This window comes from Rathayibacter tritici (assembly GCF_001641005.1).
In the GTDB taxonomy this organism is placed as follows: Bacteria; Actinomycetota; Actinomycetes; order Actinomycetales; family Microbacteriaceae; genus Rathayibacter; species Rathayibacter tritici.
Genome location: NZ_CP015515.1, coordinates 2,439,412 through 2,454,794, shown reverse-complemented (window position 1 = coordinate 2,454,794; position 15,383 = coordinate 2,439,412). Strand labels below are relative to the sequence as shown.

Below are 15,383 nucleotides of genomic sequence, written 5' to 3'. Positions count from 1 at the left end.
GCCGGTCGGCAGCCGTGCTCGCGATCATTGCGGCCGCGTCGCTCCTCACCGCCTGCTTCGCACCCGGACCGAGCGTGGAGCGGACCTCCTCCCCGCAGCCGCAGGCCGTCGCAGCCGGTCTCGAGCCCTACTACTCCCAGGTCCTGGTCTGGGACGACTGCGGCGACGGCGCCCTCTGCACCGACGCGACCGTGCCGCTGGACTGGGACAACCCGTCGGGCGGGACCGCGTCGATTGCGCTGGTCCGCCGCCCCGCGACGCGGGGTCCTGCACTCGGATCACTGCTCGTGAACCCGGGCGGGCCGGGTGCCTCGGGCGCCGACCTCATTCGGGACAGCGCCGACTACGCGGTCGACTCGGCGCTCGCGGCCCGCTACGACGTCGTCGGTTTCGACCCCCGCGGAGTGGGGGCCTCGACCGCGGTCTCGTGCGTGGACGCCGCAGGACTCGACTCCTACCTCTACGACATCACGCCGGGGGAACGGGGCAGTGACGAGTGGATCCAGGCGCAGCGCACGTCGGACGCGGCGTTCGCGTCCGCGTGCGAGCAGCGCAGTGGTCCGCTTCTTGGCGAGGTCGGCACGACGAGCGCGGCCCGCGACCTCGACGTGCTGCGCGCAGCTCTCGGTGACGAGACGCTGCACTACCTCGGCTACTCCTACGGCACCTTCCTCGGCGCGACCTATGCGGGGCTCTTCCCCGAGCGGGTCGGGCGTCTCGTCCTCGACGGCGCGATCGACCCGGCGGCGACCTCGTTCGACGCGGCGCTCCAACAGGCGAAAGGTTTCGAAAGCGCCCTGCGCGCCTACTTGGCCGACTGCCTCCGCTCGGCCGACTGCCCGTTCACCGGCACGGTCGACGCGGGCGCGGCCCAGCTGGGCCGGATGCTCGAGGACGTCGAGGCGTCGCCGATCCGGGCCTCCGATGGCCGCGAGCTGGGCGCGAACACGTTGTTCACGTCCATCGTCTACCCGCTCTACGACGCCACCGCGTGGGGATCGCTGAGCGGGATGCTCGCCGAGGTGCGCAGGGGCGACCCCGAGATCGCCTTCCAGTTCGCCGACGCGTACAACGGACGCGACGGGGACGGGCAGTACTCGAGCAACACCACCGAGGCCTTCCTCGCAATCAACTGCGTCGACTACTCCTACAACGCCGACACCGCCTCGATGCGCGCCAACGAGGCGGCCCTCGAGCAGGCCGCGCCGACGCTCGGGCGCTACCTTGCCTACGGAGACATCCTCTGCAGCCAGTGGCCGGCCGCGTTCGAGGGGTCGCGCGCGCCGATCACCGCCGAGGGCTCGGCACCGATCCTGGTCGTGGGGACGACGAACGACCCGGCGACCCCCTACGTCTGGGCCCAGGCCCTGGCGGGTGAACTCGCCGCCGGTCACCTCGTCACGTACGACGGCGAGGGCCACACGGCCTACAACAAGTCGAACTCGTGCGTGAACGACGCGGTCGACGCGTACCTGCTCGAGGGGACCGTTCCGAAGGAGGACCCGCAGTGCTGACCGAGCAGGAGTGCATGCAGCAGCTCGGGCTCCGCGAGCGCAAGCGCCGCGCCACGCGTCGGGCGATCGAGATCGCGGTCCTGCGCCTCGCGAGCGAGCGCGGTCCCGAGCGCGTGACCATCGAGGACGTCGCGCGTGCCGCCGACGTGTCGACACGTACGTTCTTCAACTACTTCGCCTCGAAGGAGGACGCGCTGGTCGGCGGTCTCCCCGTAATCGCCGACGAGACCGCCGCCGCCTTCGTCGCCGGTCGGGGCACGGTACTCGATGATCTCCAGGTCGTCTTCGTCGCGGCGATGGAGGAGCCGTTCGAGGAGGACCGAGAGCTGCACGTCCTCCGGCGCGCACTCTTCCGCGAGCATCCCCACCTCGTGGGGCTCAAGATCGCCGGGATGCGCGAGTTCGAGCTCGCGATCGAGGGGCTGGTCGTCGAGCGCCTCGGCCACCAGGACGATGACGTCGAGCGCGTCCGCAGCCGGGCGCGGATGCTGACTCTCCTCGGTCTGGCCGCAGTGCGCCACGCCTGGGCGGCCTGGGTCGATCACGACGGCAAGGAGGCGCTGCCCGGCCGAATCGCCCGCTCGTTCGAGGAGCTGCGCGGTGCGCTGGCCTGAGCGGGCCGCGGCGGTCTCGGGCGCGTTCCGGGCGCCACCCGGCGGGGCAGTGGCCCGATTCACTCCAGGGTGCGCGAGCAGGCTATGCTGGTTAATCGTGTCCGAGGCTCCGGCCCTACGTACACGCCGCCTTAGCTCAGTCGGCAGAGCGTCTCACTCGTAATGAGAAGGTCGTGGGTTCGATTCCCACAGGCGGCTCCGTGTTGCCGGGGCTCCGTGTCCTCGGGCTTCGTGTCCTCGGGCTCCGTGTCGCCCGACCTGCGACGCCCAGGTCGCAGCCGGTTAGCCTGGTCGTGATGATCGCCACTCCGCCTCGCCGCCGCCTCCTCGCGATCGCCGCGGTGCTCCTCGCCGCCGTGCTGGGTATCGCTGCCTTCGGCGCTGGTACGGCAGTGGGCAGGGCCACGGAGCCGGACGCGCCGGTGGTGGCAGTGGCCGCGGCTCGAACCGCTCCTCCGAGTCCGACCGCCACGGCGCGGCCAAGCGCCGCCGAAGCAGGTGAGGCGCTGCGCACCTGCTCCGTCGCAGGGCTCGCGGCCGATCCGCGACTGGGCTCGCTGCAGGCGCGGGTGGTCGACGCCGCGACGGGCGAGGTGCTCTTCGACCGTGGGGGCGCGACGGCGTCCCGCACCGCCTCCGCTCTCAAGATCCTCACGGCAGCGTCGGCACTCGCCGTGCTCGGGCCCGACGCGCGCATTGCCACCACGGTGGTGCGCGGGAGCGCGCCGGGGAGCGTCGTCCTCGTCGGCGGTGGCGACCTCACCCTGAGCCGGTTGCCCACCGGGCAGGAGTCCACCTACGCAGGGGCAGCGCATCTCGACGACCTCGCGGCGCAGGTCGAGAGCGCTTGGGACGCCGACCCTTCGACGGACGGCACGTCGATCACGTCGCTCGTGCTCGACTCCTCCCTCTACTCCGGTGAGACATGGCAGCCCAGCTGGAACCGCAAGGAGCAGGTCGACGGGTACATGCCCGAGATCACGTCGCTCCAGGTGGACGGCGACCGCGAGGATCCGGCGGCCTCCACCTCCGAGCGCGGCACCGATCCGGTCGGCCGCGCGGGCCAGGCATTCGCCGACGAACTGAGCGGCGCGCCCACGATCTCGACCGGGACCGCGCCCGCCGGTGCCGCCGTGCTCGGGACGGTCGAGTCGGCCCCGGTCGGCACCCTGGTGCAGCAGATGCTGCTGGTGTCCGACAACGCGATCGCCGAGATGCTCGCGCGGCTCGTCGCGATCCGCACGGGCGCGGGCAGCGATTTCGGCGCGGAGCAGGCCGGTGTGCTCCAGGGGCTCGCGGGATACGGAGTCGACACGTCCGGCATCACACTCGTCGATGGCTCCGGTCTCAGCGACGACAACGCGGTCGCCCCGGCGTTCTTCACCGAGCTGCTGCGCAGGGTGCAGGCCCGCGAGGGGCAGCTGGGCGTTCTCCTCGACGGCCTGCCGGTGTCCGGCCGGACAGGGTCGCTGTCCTACGCCGACCGCTTCGCCGGTGACAACGCTGCCGCAGACGGGGCGGTGCGCGCGAAGACCGGCTGGATCGACACGGGCTACACCCTCGCCGGCGTGATCACCGCGGCGGACGGCACCGAGCTGACCTTCGCGATCTACGCTCTCGGCGACGTCACGGACTCGGCGAAGACGGCCATCGACACCCTGGTCACCGGCGTCTACCGCTGCGGCGGGGCGTTGTCCGACTCGTGATTCGAAGCGGCGTCGACCACCACCTCCTCGTCTCGGAAGGACCACGATGACCACCGCACTCCTCATCGTCGATGTGCAGAACGACTTCACCGAGGGAGGTGCGCTCGCCGTCACCGGTGGCACGGCCGTCGCCGAGGGCGTGAGCGCGTACCTCGCGGCGCACCCGGACCGCTACGCCGCGGTGCTCGCCTCGCGCGACTGGCACGAGGGCCACTCCGACAACGGTGGTCACTTCGCAACGGAGCCAGATTTCGTCGACAGCTGGCCTGTGCACTGCGTCGCAGGCACGACAGGGGCGCAGTTCCACCCGGGCCTGGACACCGCGCACATCGACGTGCAGATCCTCAAGGGCCAGGGCCGTCCCTCCTACTCCGCGTTCGAGGGTGCGACGCAGGAGGGGGCGGCGCTGGACGCCGTGCTCGCCGACCGGGGCATCACGGAACTCGACGTCGTGGGACTCGCGACGGATCACTGCGTCCGCGCCTCGGCACTGGATGCGCGCCGGGCGGGGCTCGAGGTCCGGGTGTTGAGTGATTTGGTGGCGGGCGTCTCTGAGGAGGCGAGTGCGGCGGCGCTGCGCGAGCTGACGGAGGCGGGGGTCCGCGTCGAGCGCTCACGCTGAGGGAGATCTCCCTCCACAGGGCTTGGCGGCGCGGGAGTTCTCACGACGGGCCAGGACCTCGCTCGCGGTGGGACGTCCCGACCTACACTGGAGGACGGAAAGCTCCTCTCCGCGCGGTCTCCGCGCTTCGATCCGAAGAAAAGGTTCCCTCCCGTGACTGATTCCGTCGCCGCTAGCGCCGCCGAGACCGCTCTGCTCGCGAGCATTCCCACGCAGCTGCTGATCGGTGGTGAGTGGGTGGACGCGTCCGGCGGCGGCTCGATCGATGTCGAGGACCCGGCGACGGGGGCGGTCCTCGTCTCGATCGCCGATGCGACCCCGGGGGACGGTGTCCGTGCGCTCGACGCCGCGGTCGCAGCCGGGCCCGCGTGGGCGGCGACCGCGCCGAGGAAGCGCGGCGAGATCCTGCGGAGGGCCTTCGACCTCCTGAAGGAGCGCACCGAGGAGTTCGCGCTCCTGATGGCGCTCGAGATGGGCAAGCCGGTGGCGGAGGCGCGGGGTGAGGTCGTCTACGGTGGCGAGTTCCTGCGCTGGTTCAGCGAGGAGGCCGTGCGCATCACGGGCCGTTACGGCGTCTCGCCCGAGGGCAGCGGGCGGATGATCGTCTCGCAGCACCCGGTCGGCCCCTGCTATCTGATCACCCCGTGGAACTTTCCCCTCGCGATGGCGACCCGGAAGATCGCCCCGGCCCTCGCAGCGGGCTGTACGGTCGTCGTGAAGCCGGCCGAACTCACTCCGCTGACCACCCTCGCCTTCGCGGCTCTGCTGGCCGAGGCGGGGCTGCCCGCGGGTGTCGTCAACGTGATCACCACCTCGTCGGCCGGGGCCGTCTCGGCTCCGATCCTCGCGGACCCCCGGCTCCGGAAGCTCTCTTTCACCGGCTCCACGCCGGTCGGGAGAACGCTGTTGCAGCAGGCGTCCGAGAACGTGCTGCGGACGTCGATGGAGCTCGGCGGCAACGCGCCGTTCGTCGTGTTCGAGGACGCCGATCTCGATCGCGCCGTCGAGGGCGCCATGCTCGCCAAGTTCCGCAACATCGGCCAGGCCTGCACGGCCGCAAACCGTTTCTTCGTGCACGAGTCGATCGCCGAGGAGTTCGCCGCGCGGGTCACCGAACGCGTGAACGAGTTGCGGATCGGCCGCGGCACCGAGGACGGGGTGAGCATCGGTCCGTTGATCGATGAGCACGCCGTCGAGAAGGCGGCCTCCCTCGTGGCCGACGCGGTCGCGCGCGGTGCGAGCCTGCGCACGGGAGGGAGCCGCCTCGACGGGCCCGGCCATTTCTACGAGCCGACCGTTCTCACCGGGGTCGATCGGGGGAGCGAGATCCTCCGCACCGAGATCTTCGGACCGGTCCTCGCGATCGTGCCCTTCGGTGACGAGGACGAGGCGGTAGCGCTCGCGAACGACACCGAGTACGGGCTCGTCTCGTACGTCTTCACGCGCGATCTCGCCCGCGGCCAGCGGATGGTCGAGCGGATGGCGACCGGGATGATGGGCCTCAATGTCGGCGTCGTCTCCAACGCGGCAGCACCCTTCGGCGGGGTGAAGCAGTCGGGGCTCGGCCGCGAGGGCGGGCTCGAGGGGATCCACGAGTACCTCAGCACCAAGTACACGCTCACCCCCGATCCGTTCGTCTGATCACATGGAGCGCATCGAGATCACGACGCTCGAGGACCCGCGTCTTCGCGACTATGCGCACGCCACGGACGTTGCGCTGAAGAATGCCCGCGGGCCGCTCGGGCTCTACATCGCGGAGTCGGCGCTCGTCCTGGAGCGCGCGCTCAGTGTCGGCCATCGGCCGAGATCGGTGCTCGCTCTCGGCGGGTCGGCTGCAGAAGCGGAGCGCCTGGTCGGTGCGTTCGATGTGCCCGTCTTCACCGGCCCGGGCGAGCTGCTGGCCGAGCTCACCGGGTACACCCTGCACCGCGGGTTGATCGCGGCCGTGGACCGGCCCGAGCTGCCCGATCCCGCCGAGCTGCTCGCCGGCGCTCGACGCATCGTCGTGCTCGAGGACGTGGTCGATCCGACCAACGTCGGCGCGATCTTCCGCTCTGTCGGAGCCATCGGAGCGGACGCTGTGCTCGTCACGGCGCGCTGCTCCGATCCCTTCTATCGCCGCGCGATCCGGGTCAGCATGGGCACCGTGCTGCAGGTGCCGTGGACTCGCGTCGGCGACTGGGAGTCGACGCAGCGGCTCCTGCGCGGGGCGGGCTTCACCATCGCGGCGATGGCGCTGACACCGGAGGCTGTGCCGCTGCGGGAATTCGCCGCCCGTGCCCCGGAGCGGGTAGCCCTGGTGCTCGGCACCGAGGGTCAGGGGCTCAGCGCTCAGGCGCTCTCCGCGGCCGATGTCGCCGTGCAGATTCCGATGAGTCACGGGATCGACTCGCTCAACGTCGCGGCGGCCGCCGCGGTCGGGATGTGGGCGCTCGCCGATCCCTCGTAGAACAGGACATTGTGCCCCATTGGGGGTGACAGTCGTCGGGAGAGCGCGCCCACCCCTGACGACGCTCGGTCACTGCGCTACCGTGGCCGCAGTCCCGCCCGCACCTTCGCCCGCATCCCGACCGCACCGGTCACGAACGAGGTCGCCCATGCTCCCGCGTACGAGGCTCCGCCCGCCCATCGCGCTGATCGTTGGCGCCGCGCTCGCCCTGGGTCTCACCGCCTGCACGGGCCTTACTGCCGACGTGCCCGACGACGCCGTCCAGGAGTCGAGCACCGTCCCGACCACCGAACCGACGTCGTCGAGTTCGAGCGATCCAGAGGACGCAGCGCGCATCGCCCGCCTGATCACGGACTGCCTTGCCCGCTACGGCCTGGGGGAGCGCCCGCCGCTCGCCAGCCCCCTCGCCGACGACCAGGACCGGATTGCGGCGCAGCGTGCCCGGGACGCGTACGACTCGACTCTGACCAACTGCTCGGCCCAGGCGCTCGCGTCTCCCCAGCCGGGGACAGACTCGACCGGCGAGCCGCGAACCGACCCGACCGGTGAGCCCGGGAGCGACAGCGCAGGTGATTCCGGGAGTGAGCCCACCGTGGTGCCCGGGGGCGAGCCGACCCGAGCCGCGGAGGGCTGATCGTGCGACTGGACGGGACATCCGCGCTGGTCGCGGGCGGCGCCTCCGGACTCGGGGCCGCAACTGCGAGCGCGCTCGCCCTCGCGGGAGCCCGAGTCGTCGTGCTCGACCTGCCGCGGGCCGTCGAGGCGGCGAGCCTGCCCGCGTCGGTGCGATTGATCGCGGGAGACGTGCTCGACTCCGACGCGCTCGCACGGGCCGTCGAGGCGGCAGGGGAGCTGCGGATCGCCGTCAGCTGTGCCGGCATCGCCCCACCGGGGCGGCTCCTCGGACGGGACGGGCCGCTGCCGCTGGAGGAGTTCGAGCAGGTAGTGCGCGTGAACGTGACGGGGACCTTCAACGTGCTGCGGCTCGCGGCGGCCTCGATCGCCGAGCGGGAGCCGATCGACGGCGAGCGCGGTGTGCTGGTGACGACCGCCTCCATCGCCGCCTTCGAGGGGCAGATCGGGCAAGCGGCCTATGCCGCGTCGAAGGGAGCCGTGGCCGCGCTGACGCTGCCGCTCGCGCGGGAGCTCGCCGCCCGGCTGGTGCGCGTGGTGTCGATCGCACCGGGCACCTTCGACACGCCCCTGCTCGCCGGCCTGCCGGAGAAGGCGCGGGAGGCGCTCGGCTCCGCCACACCCCATCCGGCCCGCCTCGGCCGCCCCGAGGAGTTCGCCGCGCTCGTGCGGCACATCGTCGAGAACCCAATGCTCAACGGCGACACCATCCGGCTCGACGGCGCGCTGCGGCTGCCGCCGCGCTGAGCCGCCGAGGGACCACCGGGCACCACGGCGGAGGCGGGTCACGAGACTGCGCCGCTTGTCGCCCGCCCGGAGCAACGGGGCGTCAGACCAGGAGCTGGTGCTTCGCGAGGTCGCGGTAGAGCGGGGTGGACTCGACGAGTTCGGAGTGAGTGCCGACTCCGACAACCTCGCCCTTCTGCAGGACGACGATGCGGTCGGAGTCGACGACCGTCGACAGGCGGTGCGCGATGACCAGCAGGGTCCGGTTCTCGGCGACCGCGTCGATCGCCAGGCGCAGCCGTTGCTCGTTCAGGCCGTCCAGGCTCGAGGTGGACTCGTCCAGGAGCAGGATCGGCGGGGCCGCTAGGAGCGCGCGGCCGATCGCCAGGCGTTGGCGCTCGCCGCCCGAGAGCATCACTCCGCTCTCGCCGACGGGTGCGTGCAGGCCGAGCGGATTGCGTTCGAGCACGTCGGTCAGATTGACGGCTTCGAGCACGCGGAGGCACTCGGCATCGTCGGCGTCGGGGCGGCCGAGGACGAGGTTCTCACGGATGGTACCGGCGAGAACAGGAGCGTCCTGCTCGACATAGCCGATCTGCGCGCGCAGGGCGTTGCGGTCGATGGCCGTGATGTCGACACCGCCGAGGCGGACGACGCCGGCTTCCGGGTCGTAGAAGCGCTCGATCAAGGCCAGGATCGTGCTCTTGCCCGCGCCCGACGGGCCGACCAGCGCGGTGCGCTTGCCGCGCGGCACCGTGAACGAGACTCCGCGTAGGACCGTCCGGTCGCGCTCCTCCACGGCACCCTGCCCAGCGAGCACGGCGCCCTTTGCAGCGGGCACAGCGCCCTCCTCGTACGAGAACACCACGTCCTCGAACGAGATCGCCTCCTCCGCGACGCCCGCGCCGAATCCGCCGGAGCTGGCGTCGCCGTCGCCCTCGATCGGCAGGTCGATGATCTCCTGAATGCGGCCGAGGGCCCCCAGGGCCGAGTTCACCGAGGTGATCGCGCCGATGAAGTTCCCCAGCGGCATCACCATCATGAAGAGGAAGAGGATGAACGAGATCAGCTGAGCGATGTCGATCGCTCCGGACGCGACGCGGTAGCCGCCGACGCCGAGGACGGCGAGGAACGCGACCTGGAGGGCGATCCCGGCGACCGGCACGACGAGGGCCGAGATGTGCGCGACGCGGACGCCCAGGCGGTAGGCCTCGGTCGCGTGCTGGTCGACGACCGCGATCTCGCGATCGGTCGCTCCGGCCGCGCGGATCGTGCGCACCGCACTGATCGCACGCTCGACGGCGGCGGCCAGGTCGCCGACCTTCTCCTGCGCCTTGCGGCTGGCCGTGCGGATGCCGCGGCCGAGGGTCAGCGCCAGCCCGAGGGCCACCGCCACCACGACCACGATGATCAGCAGCAGCACCCAGTCGATGACCGCCATCGCGATGATCGCTCCGACGAAGACCAGCGAGCCGGCGATCGAGTCGACGAGCCCCTGAGTCAGCACCGCCCGCAGGAGCGTGGAGTCGGAGCCGACGCGCGAGACGAGGTCGCCGGTGCGGCGCGCGTCGAACTCTCGGATCGGCAGGCGCAGGAGCCGTGCGACGAGTCGGCGTCGGCTCGAGAGCACGATCCCCTCGCCCGTGCGCTGGAGCAGGTAGTGCGCGAAGCCCGAGATGAGCCCGGAGGCGACCACCAGGCCGACGAGCGCCCAGACCAGCGGCCCGAGGTCGAGCCCGGACTGCACGCGGGTGATGACCTGGCCGACGAGGAGGGGCTGGCCCAGGCTCGCCGCCGCCCCGAACAGGCTCAGTACGACGACGACCGAAAGGATGCCGCGGTGCTCGAGGAGGTAGGGCACGAGCTGCGAGAAGGAGGCGCGGGGTCCGTCGTCGCGGGAGGGTCGTCGGCCGCCGCGCCGGGAGGTGGTGGTGCTCATCGCCGTCTATTCTGCCCCGGGATCGCTGCGAGCAGGCCGCCAGCGGGCGAGCTGGTGCGGCGGGAACGCGAACGGCCCGCCGGGGGACACCGACGGGCCGTTTCGAGCGGAGAGACTTACGAGATGTTGTCGTGGTACGACGCGTTCTTCGTCTCCGTGGAGAGCAGGAGCGCGATCAGCGTCAGCACCGCCGCGGCGCTGAGGTAGAGGCCGACCAGCACGGTGCTACCGGCCGCGGCCTTCCACAGCGCGACCGCGATGATCGGCGCGAGTGCCGCTCCGAGGATCGACGCGAGGTTGTAGGCCATCGCCGAGCCGGTGTAGCGGACGTTGGTCGGGAACAGCTCGGGTAGGACGGCGCCCATCGGGCCGAAGGTCAGGCCCATCAGCGTGAAGCCGAGGACCAGCAGCGCCATCGCGCCCGCGAAGCCGGCGCTGAACAGCGGCACGAAGAGCAGGCCGAAGACGATGATCGCCGCGGTCACCGTGAGCAGCGTGCGTCGACGTCCGAAGCGCTCGGCGAGCGGGCCGGAGACGAGGGTGAACACGCCGAAGAACACGACGCCGACGATCAGCATGATCAGGAAGTCGTTGCGGCTGTAGCCGAGGCCCGGCACGGCGCCGTCGGCGGGCGCCGTGCCGTAGGTCAGCGTGAACGTGGTCATCAGGTAGAAGAGCACGTAGGTCGCCAGCATGATGAAGGTGCCCAGGATGAGCGGGCGCCAGCTCGTGACGAAGACGCGAGCCAGAGGCAGCTTGGCCACCTCGCCCTTTTCGACCACCTTCTGGAACGCGGGAGTCTCGACGAGCTTGAACCGCACGTACAGGCCGATGATCACGAGCACGGCGCTCGCCAGGAACGGCACGCGCCAGCCCCAGGCGGCGAATGTCTCGTCGTCCAGAGTGCTCGACAGCACCAGGAACAGCACGTTGGCGACGATGAAGCCGATCGGCGCGCCCAGCTGCGGGAACGTGCCGTAGATGGCGCGCTTGCCGGCGGGCGCGTTCTCGGTCGCGAGCAGCGCGGCTCCTGACCATTCGCCACCCAGGCCCAGGCCCTGGCAGAAGCGCAGCACGACGAGCAGGAACGGAGCGAGGAAGTCCCACCCCGGCGTGAGCGCGGTGGGCAGGCAGCCGATCAGGAAGGTCGCGACGCCCATCGTGAGCAGGGACGCGACGAGGGTGCCTTTGCGTCCGATGCGGTCGCCGAAGTGGCCGAAGATGATCGATCCGATCGGGCGCGCGATGAAGGCGACACCGAAGACGGCGAAGGAGGCGAGCTGCGCGGTGGCCTGGTCGTCGTTGGCGAAGAAGAGCGCGGGGAAGACCAGGACGGCGGCGGTTGCGTAGGCGTAGAAGTCGTAGAACTCGATCGACGTGCCGATGAGGCTCGCGAGGATCACGCGCCCGCGGGAGTTCTGCGGGGCGGCGGCAGGCGCGTCGGAGACAGTGGGAGAAGACATGTGGGAGGCGCTCCGTGTGAACGGCGGCTCCCCTCGAGCCGGCGGGGCGGGGCGTCGGTCGGGCGTCGCGGGCCGCCGGGCGAGGGGAGGAGAGGGGTCGCTTGTGACGACCCGATCACCTTAGTCCGAGTTCTCCCAGGCTCGTGTGCGCTCTGGCGCAGGACGGGCCTCCCCGCAGCCGGTTAGCCCCGCAGCGAGCGCAGGAGCAGCGCGGTCGAGACCGCCGCCTCCGCCGCCTCGCGCCCCTTGTCCTCCTTCGAGCCGGGAAGGCCGGCCCGGTCGATGCCCTGCTGCTCTGTGTCGAGGGTGAGGACGCCGAAGCCGACCGGCTTGCCGGTCTGGATCGACACGGTCGTGAGCCCGGAGGTGGCGGCGTCCGAGACGTACTCGAAGTGCGGCGTGCCTCCGCGGATGATCACGCCGAGCGCGACGACCGCGTCGGCGCCCGCCTCCAGCGCCGCCTTGCAGGCCACGGGCAGCTCGAACGAGCCGGGAACGCGCACGAGCGACCAGGAGGCGCCGGCCTCGTCGAGGGCCCGGCTCGCTCCGGCGATCAGACCGTCGCTGATCTGCTCGTGCCAGGTCCCCGCGACGACGACGACGCGCAGGTTCGAGCCGTCGAGGGGGGAGGTGGTGGGGGCGCCGCTACCGGCCATTGCTACTCCTTCGTGGTGGCGCCGGAGAGCCCGGCGTCAAGGGCGAGGCCGGAGATCCCGGCGTCGAGGGGGTGGTGGTCGAGGACGCTGTCCAGAGCGTGGCCCATCCGGTCGCGCTTGGTCTCGAGGTAGCCCTCGTTGAATGCGCCGATCCCGACCACGAGCGGGACCCGCTCGGCGACGACGATGCCGCGGTCGGTGAGTTGGCGGACCTTCTCGGGGTTGTTGGTGAGCAGGCGCACCTCGCGGAGGCCCAGGTCCTCGAGGATCCCGACCGCCGCTCCGTAGTCGCGGGCGTCGGCGGGGAGTCCGAGCGCGAGGTTCGCGTCGAGAGTGTCGAGGCCGTCCTCTTGCAGGCGGTACGCGCGGAGTTTGTTGATCAGGCCGATGCCCCGGCCCTCGTGGCCGCGGAGGTAGACGACGACGCCTCCGTCCCGCTGGATCGTGTCGAGGGCGGCGTCGAGCTGCGGCCCGCACTCGCACTTGAGCGAGCCGAACGCCTCGCCGGTCAGGCACTCGGAGTGCACGCGCACCAGTGCGGGTAGTCCCGCGGTGACGCCACCGGCGAGGATCGCGACATGGTCGGCTCCGGTCTGTCGATCGCGGTAGGCGCGGATCCGGAACGGGCCGTGGTTGGTCGGCACCGTGGTCTCGACTTCGAAGCTCACCCGCGGGCTCTCCGGCACGGAGACTGCGACGGGCACCTCGGTGTCGCAGTGGAACTCCTGCAGGTAGGCGAGGAGGGCCGCGACCGTCGTCACCGGTACGCCCTCGCGCTCGCCGAGGGCGATCAGGCCGGGCAGTCGCATCATCTCTCCGTCCTCCGCGACGATCTCGGAGATCGCGCCGACGGGGTACAGACCGGCGAGCTTCATCAGATCGACCGCCGCCTCGGTGTGCCCGTCGCGCTCGCGCACGCCGCCGTCGACGGCGCGCAACGGCAGGATGTGCCCGGGTCGGTTCAGGCGGGCGGGAGTCGCCTCCGGGTCGGCCAGCACCCGGAGCGTGTGTGCGCGGTCGGACGCGCTGATCCCGGTCGAGAGGCGATCGGCCGCATCGACCGAGAGCGTGTACGCGGTACCGCGGGGGTCCTCGTTCTCGAGGACCATCAGCGGGAGTGCGAGGCGGTCGGCGATCTCGTTGGTCATCGGCGCGCAGATGAAGCCGGAGGAGTGGCGGACCATCCAGGCGATCGTCTCCTGGCTGGCCAGCTGCGCCGAGACGATGACGTCGCCCTCGTTCTCGCGGCCCTCGTCGTCGGCGACGATGATCGGTCGGCCGGCACGCAGGGCCTCGACGGCCTCGGGGATGGTCGCGAGGCTCACGAGTGGGCCTCTGCGACGGAGCGCAGCGCGAGCATCCGCTCGACGTGTCGGGCCAGGACGTCGGTCTCGATGTTGACCTGCTCGCCGATCGCGCGTGCTCCCAGAGTGGTCACGGCGAGCGTCTCGGGAATGAGCGAGACCTCGAACCACTGCTCCGGCTCCGCGGCGGGGCTGATCGCTGAGACGGTCAGCGAGACGCCGTCGACCGCGATCGAGCCCTTGTCGACCACCAGCGCAGCGAGCCCCGCCGGCAGCGAGAAGCGCAGCACCCGCCAGGCCTCGCCCGGGGTGATCGTGAGCAGCGTCGCGGTGCCGTCGATGTGGCCCTGGACGATGTGCCCGCCGAGCCGGTCGCCGACCAGTGCAGCGCGCTCGAGGTTCACCGGGTCGCCCACGCTGACGCCGTCCAGCGTCGACATCCGCAGGGTCTGCGCCATCACATCGGCGGTGAAGCCCTCGTCGGTGTGCTCGACGACGGTGAGGCAGACGCCCGAGACCGCGATCGAGTCGCCGTGGCGCACGCCCTCGACGGCCAGCGGGCCGCGGATGCTGAGGCGGACGGCGTCGGTGCCGGGCTCCACGGCCGTGACGACGCCCCTCTCCTCGATGATTCCGGTGAACATCAGTGCGTCTCCATCTGCAGGGCGTGGGGGCGGCGGGCCGGGGTCCCGGCACCGCCCGCGGGGAGGGCGTCGGGGCGTGCGATCACGAGCAGGTCGTCGCCGAGGACCTCGACCGAGCGGAGGGAGAGGCGTCGAGCGTCGCCGATGCTCGTCACGCCGAGATCGCCGAGCGCGAGTCGAGGGCCGCCGAGCAGGGCGGGTGCGAGGAAGACGAGGTACTCATCGACCAACCCGGCGGCGACGAGGGCGGAGGCGAGCGTCGGCCCGCCCTCGACATAGACGCTACGGATCTCGGCGGAGTAGAGGCGCCCGAGGACGGCGGCGAGGTCGTGAGTGCGCTCGAACATCGCGGCACGGGGGTGCGCGTGCAGTCGGGCGCCGGCTGGGATGGACCGGGTGCCGACGACGACGGGCACCGGTTGGTCAGTCAGCAGCTCGCCACCGTCGCCGCGGGCGGTGAGTGCGGGGTCGTCCGCGAGGACGGTGCCGGTGCCGACGAGGATCGCGTCGTGCGCGGCGCGCTGCTCGTGCACACGCTGGCGGGCCGCCGCGCCGGTGATCCAGCGGCTGCTGCCATCGGCGGCCGCGGTGCGGCCATCGAGCGTCGAGGCCCACTTCAGCGTGACGGAGGGGCGGCGTCGGCGGGTCGCGCTGAGCCACGGGTGCAGGAACTGCTCGCCCTCCTCGATGAGTACGCCCTCGATCACCTCGACGCCTGCCGCGCGGAGGGTGCGCCCGCCGCCAGCCGAGCGCTCGCCGGGGTCGGCCACGGCGTAGACGACGCGCGAGATGCCGGCCTCGATCAGGGCGCGGCTGCACGGGCCGGTGCGCCCGGTGTGGTCGCAGGGTTCGAGCGAGACGACGGCCGTGGCTCCGGAGGCGGCGCCGGGCGCGACATGCGAGAGCGCGTCGACCTCGGCGTGCGCGGTACCGGCGCCGCGGTGCCAGCCCTCGCCCAGCGCTGTGCCGTCGGGCGCGAGGATCACGCAGCCCACGCGTGGGTTGGGTCCGCGGGAGGGCCCGCGCTCGGCGAGCGCCAGCGCCCGGCGCATCGCGTGCTCGTAGTCGATCGTCATTCCCGGTCTTCCGTTCGTCGCCGAACTCCGGGGTCTC

The 15,383-nt window shown here is 71.7% G+C and carries 14 protein-coding genes and 1 tRNA gene; 9 read left to right on the top strand and 6 right to left on the bottom strand.

The window, feature by feature from the left end:
* Window positions 1-14 precede the first annotated feature (14 nt).
* The 9 genes from A6122_RS11120 to A6122_RS11080 all read left to right on the top strand — a co-directional run bounded on the left by A6122_RS11120 (window position 15) and on the right by A6122_RS11080 (window position 8,285).
* A complete protein-coding gene (locus tag A6122_RS11120) occupies window positions 15-1,514 on the top strand; it encodes an alpha/beta hydrolase (RefSeq protein ID WP_237358174.1) in 1,500 nt (499 codons plus the stop codon).
* Window positions 1,508-2,128, top strand: a complete 621-nt coding sequence (locus A6122_RS16985) for a TetR/AcrR family transcriptional regulator (protein WP_084415996.1) — start codon at window positions 1,508-1,510, stop codon at window positions 2,126-2,128. The genes A6122_RS11120 and A6122_RS16985 overlap by 7 nt, the downstream gene beginning before the upstream one ends.
* A 125-nt stretch (window positions 2,129-2,253) precedes the next feature.
* A tRNA-Thr gene (locus tag A6122_RS11110) sits at window positions 2,254-2,326 on the top strand.
* Between the two features lie 98 nt (window positions 2,327-2,424).
* Window positions 2,425-3,834, top strand: coding sequence for a D-alanyl-D-alanine carboxypeptidase/D-alanyl-D-alanine endopeptidase (dacB, locus tag A6122_RS11105; protein WP_068254893.1), 1,410 nt, complete (start codon window positions 2,425-2,427; stop codon window positions 3,832-3,834).
* A 46-nt stretch (window positions 3,835-3,880) separates the two neighbouring features.
* A complete protein-coding gene (locus A6122_RS11100) occupies window positions 3,881-4,456 on the top strand; it encodes a nicotinamidase (protein ID WP_068254890.1) in 576 nt (191 codons plus the stop codon).
* 153 nt (window positions 4,457-4,609) lie between these two features.
* Entirely contained in the window at window positions 4,610-6,097 is a 1,488-nt protein-coding gene (locus A6122_RS11095; RefSeq protein ID WP_068254888.1) for an NAD-dependent succinate-semialdehyde dehydrogenase, read from the top strand.
* 4 nt (window positions 6,098-6,101) lie between these two features.
* Window positions 6,102-6,905, top strand: coding sequence for a TrmH family RNA methyltransferase (locus A6122_RS11090; protein WP_068254886.1), 804 nt, complete (start codon window positions 6,102-6,104; stop codon window positions 6,903-6,905).
* 148 nt (window positions 6,906-7,053) lie between these two features.
* Complete coding sequence (locus A6122_RS11085) at window positions 7,054-7,539, top strand: hypothetical protein (RefSeq protein WP_068254884.1); 486 nt, start codon at window positions 7,054-7,056, stop codon at window positions 7,537-7,539.
* Between the two features lie 2 nt (window positions 7,540-7,541).
* On the top strand, window positions 7,542-8,285 hold the full coding sequence (locus A6122_RS11080; RefSeq protein WP_068254881.1) for an SDR family NAD(P)-dependent oxidoreductase: 744 nt from the start codon (window positions 7,542-7,544) through the stop codon (window positions 8,283-8,285).
* 82 nt (window positions 8,286-8,367) lie between these two features.
* Here A6122_RS11080 and A6122_RS11075 read toward each other — a convergent pair whose 3' ends face one another.
* The 6 genes from A6122_RS11075 to ribD all read right to left on the bottom strand — a co-directional run bounded on the left by A6122_RS11075 (window position 8,368) and on the right by ribD (window position 15,346).
* Window positions 8,368-10,203 (bottom strand): ABC transporter ATP-binding protein, encoded by a 1,836-nt coding sequence (locus A6122_RS11075; protein ID WP_068254878.1) that lies wholly within the window; start codon window positions 10,201-10,203, stop codon window positions 8,368-8,370.
* Between the two features lie 116 nt (window positions 10,204-10,319).
* Window positions 10,320-11,666 carry an MFS transporter gene (locus A6122_RS11070; protein WP_068254877.1) on the bottom strand — a complete coding sequence of 449 codons (1,347 nt, stop codon included), beginning with the start codon at window positions 11,664-11,666 and terminating at the stop codon, window positions 10,320-10,322.
* Between the two features lie 182 nt (window positions 11,667-11,848).
* Window positions 11,849-12,322: a 6,7-dimethyl-8-ribityllumazine synthase gene (gene ribH / locus A6122_RS11065; RefSeq protein ID WP_068254876.1), complete on the bottom strand. Its 474-nt coding sequence runs from the start codon at window positions 12,320-12,322 to the stop codon at window positions 11,849-11,851.
* A 2-nt stretch (window positions 12,323-12,324) separates the two neighbouring features.
* The gene (locus A6122_RS11060) at window positions 12,325-13,647 is read right to left on the bottom strand and encodes a bifunctional 3,4-dihydroxy-2-butanone-4-phosphate synthase/GTP cyclohydrolase II (RefSeq protein WP_068254875.1); all 1,323 of its coding nucleotides are present in this window, start codon (window positions 13,645-13,647) and stop codon (window positions 12,325-12,327) included.
* Window positions 13,644-14,270: a riboflavin synthase gene (locus A6122_RS11055; RefSeq protein WP_068254872.1), complete on the bottom strand. Its 627-nt coding sequence runs from the start codon at window positions 14,268-14,270 to the stop codon at window positions 13,644-13,646. The genes A6122_RS11060 and A6122_RS11055 overlap by 4 nt, the downstream gene beginning before the upstream one ends.
* Entirely contained in the window at window positions 14,270-15,346 is a 1,077-nt protein-coding gene (gene ribD, locus A6122_RS11050; protein ID WP_068254866.1) for a bifunctional diaminohydroxyphosphoribosylaminopyrimidine deaminase/5-amino-6-(5-phosphoribosylamino)uracil reductase RibD, read from the bottom strand. The genes A6122_RS11055 and ribD overlap by 1 nt, the downstream gene beginning before the upstream one ends.
* Between the last annotated feature and the right edge of the window lie 37 nt (window positions 15,347-15,383).